Here is a 2,064-nt window from a genome sequence, read left to right as displayed (position 1 = left end):
CCTGAAAAGTATCGTGACCATGCTTTGGTCAGTAATTGGGTAGGTCATCGTGATTGCCATATCAAACCTGATCTCGTTTTAATCTATAAGAAAACAGAAGAAGGTGAACTACTAATTTTGAAATTAGTTCGCTTAGGCAGTCATAGCGAATTAGCAATTTGAATGATGTAACCCCCAAAGAGCGTTGACATACTCCGTACTAAACCGGTGATTTAATGGGGAGCATGTCAGCCTTCATCGTCAGTTACTTGTCTTTTTGCATTGTAATCTGTTTTTCTAATTCAGCTATCCGTGCATTTGCATTAGTGAGTTGTGATTCCACATATTTGATCGAGCCTGATTTTTCGAGTAGCTGTTCATATTTGGCTTGCAAGGCGTTGTAGTCTTCTTTTGCCTTATCTGTACTAGCAAGAGCGACTTTCAGCTTGTCGGTGGTGTCATCAGTTTGTTTAACCTGTTCATCAAGTTTGATTTGCACCTGTTCCAGTTTTTCTGTGGTATCTGCAAGCTGCTTTTCCAGTTGTTGCACTGTTTCCGCATATCCGCCTTGTACTGCATCAATCCGTTCTTGCAATAGGGTTGCAATGACTTGTGACACGGTAACAAGTTCCGCATCTTTCAGAGTTTTTGCCGTAGTAACGGCTGCCGCCAGTTGCTCTTCAAGGATCTCTTTGCGGTATTTGTTGATAGTGGTCTTTGAGCCGCTACCAAGAACCGCAAGGATATTATCGTTAGTTGGGTTTGAGCCTTGTGCTGCAAGGGATTCGATGGCTTTTGCCACATCTGATTTAGTGATTGCCATGGGTTTACTTCCTATTGTGTACTGTACTGTATCGTATTTTAGTACATTACAGTACAGTACACAATCGATATTTTTTATGAATTATGACTAGCTAAAACCCTCTGCAGCTGTTCGCTAATGTTTTCCAATTTAGCAAAAGCCGATAGAAGATGATTTCTATTAGATTAATTGTAAGCGTCCGCTGAACCCCATGCCTATTTTTTAATTCGATTTAGGTTTCCAGCGGTGTGGCAGTAATTCTTCTATATTTTTAATTATAAAAATAGCTAGCCATAAATTTTACTAGCTGCAAATATAGTATTGATTTTATTAAGTCATACTAAAATTGACATGATACACGTTATACGAATCTAAAAATGGGAGCTTAAGCTCCCATTTTTATTGATGATTTTTTAATTCTTTTAGCATGGCATCCCGTAAAATTTCATTCATTCGTGTTTGATAGCCTTTGCCTTGAGCTTTAAACCATGCAAGTACATCAGCATCTAAACGAATGGAAGTCTGTTGTTTCACTGGGCGATAGAATTGATTATGACGTACAGCATTGCTCCAATCGGTAATTTCAGGAATATCTGATAGATCTAACTGATCATCAGGAACCGTGCCTTTAGCAAGCAAGCGTTCAATTTCAGCATCTTGCTTGTCGCTGAATTTTTCATTCAGTTCTTTGCGTGAGTGTCTAACCATGCTCATATTTATCTCGCTCCGCTTTTGTTACCTGTCTTGCACTAATAATTCTTATGATTTCACAGTCATCTTCATCAAAGATGGTGTGAGCTACTAAGAGCATTAGTACGCCTTTTACTTTCCCAATGGTCTGCCAACGTTCTTCACCATCGGTATGTCTGTCCTGGATTGAGATCCTTAATGGATCTTCAAAAACAAGGCTTGCAGTTTCGAAAGAGATATCATGCTTTTTCTGATTCTTTCGATTCTTTGCCTCATCCCATTCGAAATACTGTTTCATAAAAAACATTCAAATTTGTATATACAATAATGTATCACAAAATTGTATCACTCAAGTTGAGAAGCGTAATTTTTAGTCAAAATTATTGGCAAAACATTCCAAAACTGCTCATAAAAAAGCCGACTTGTTTCAAAATCGGCTTTTTGGGCATTTTTGGATTTTTCTTAATTTATTAAATACTTGATATTTATATTAATATACAAGTGTATTGTGTATAGCCGCCATTATGTTAATTGTAGGAAAACTTAATTTTATTACCTTATTGAGACATATCTTTGATTTGACGTTTATGTCT

Annotated in this window: 4 protein-coding genes; 1 reads left to right on the top strand and 3 read right to left on the bottom strand. The window is 37.2% G+C overall.

From position 1 onward, the window contains the following. A partial coding sequence (locus CF596_RS14415) for a type II toxin-antitoxin system YafQ family toxin (RefSeq protein WP_143228717.1) occupies positions 1 to 162 on the top strand: 162 nt, incomplete at its 5' end. Between the two features lie 82 nt (positions 163 to 244). Here CF596_RS14415 and CF596_RS14410 read toward each other — a convergent pair. The 3 genes from CF596_RS14410 to CF596_RS14400 all read right to left on the bottom strand — a co-directional run bounded on the left by CF596_RS14410 (position 245) and on the right by CF596_RS14400 (position 1,769). After that, positions 245 to 802, bottom strand: a complete 558-nt coding sequence (locus tag CF596_RS14410) for a DNA-binding protein (protein ID WP_019836970.1) — start codon at positions 800 to 802, stop codon at positions 245 to 247. A gap of 378 nt (positions 803 to 1,180) precedes the next feature. Next, on the bottom strand, positions 1,181 to 1,495 hold the full coding sequence (locus tag CF596_RS14405; RefSeq protein WP_004971243.1) for a BrnA antitoxin family protein: 315 nt from the start codon (positions 1,493 to 1,495) through the stop codon (positions 1,181 to 1,183). Next, positions 1,482 to 1,769 carry a BrnT family toxin gene (locus tag CF596_RS14400; protein WP_004971241.1) on the bottom strand — a complete coding sequence of 96 codons (288 nt, stop codon included), beginning with the start codon at positions 1,767 to 1,769 and terminating at the stop codon, positions 1,482 to 1,484. The genes CF596_RS14405 and CF596_RS14400 overlap by 14 nt, the downstream gene beginning before the upstream one ends. Between the last annotated feature and the right edge of the window lie 295 nt (positions 1,770 to 2,064).

The sequence above is a fragment of the Acinetobacter sp. YT-02 genome (assembly GCF_002412355.1).
Taxonomy (GTDB): domain Bacteria; phylum Pseudomonadota; class Gammaproteobacteria; order Pseudomonadales; family Moraxellaceae; genus Acinetobacter; species Acinetobacter towneri.
This window is presented reverse-complemented; position numbering and strand designations above follow the sequence as displayed.

Bases quoted from the DNA above. Each gene is read 5' to 3' on its own strand.
- CF596_RS14405 (WP_004971243.1), bottom strand. From the start codon at position 1,495: ATGAGCATGGTTAGACACTCACGCAAAGAACTGAATGAAAAATTCAGC.
- CF596_RS14410 (WP_019836970.1), bottom strand. From the start codon at position 802: ATGGCAATCACTAAATCAGATGTGGCAAAAGCCATCGAATCCCTTGCA.
- CF596_RS14400 (WP_004971241.1), bottom strand. From the start codon at position 1,769: ATGAAACAGTATTTCGAATGGGATGAGGCAAAGAATCGAAAGAATCAG.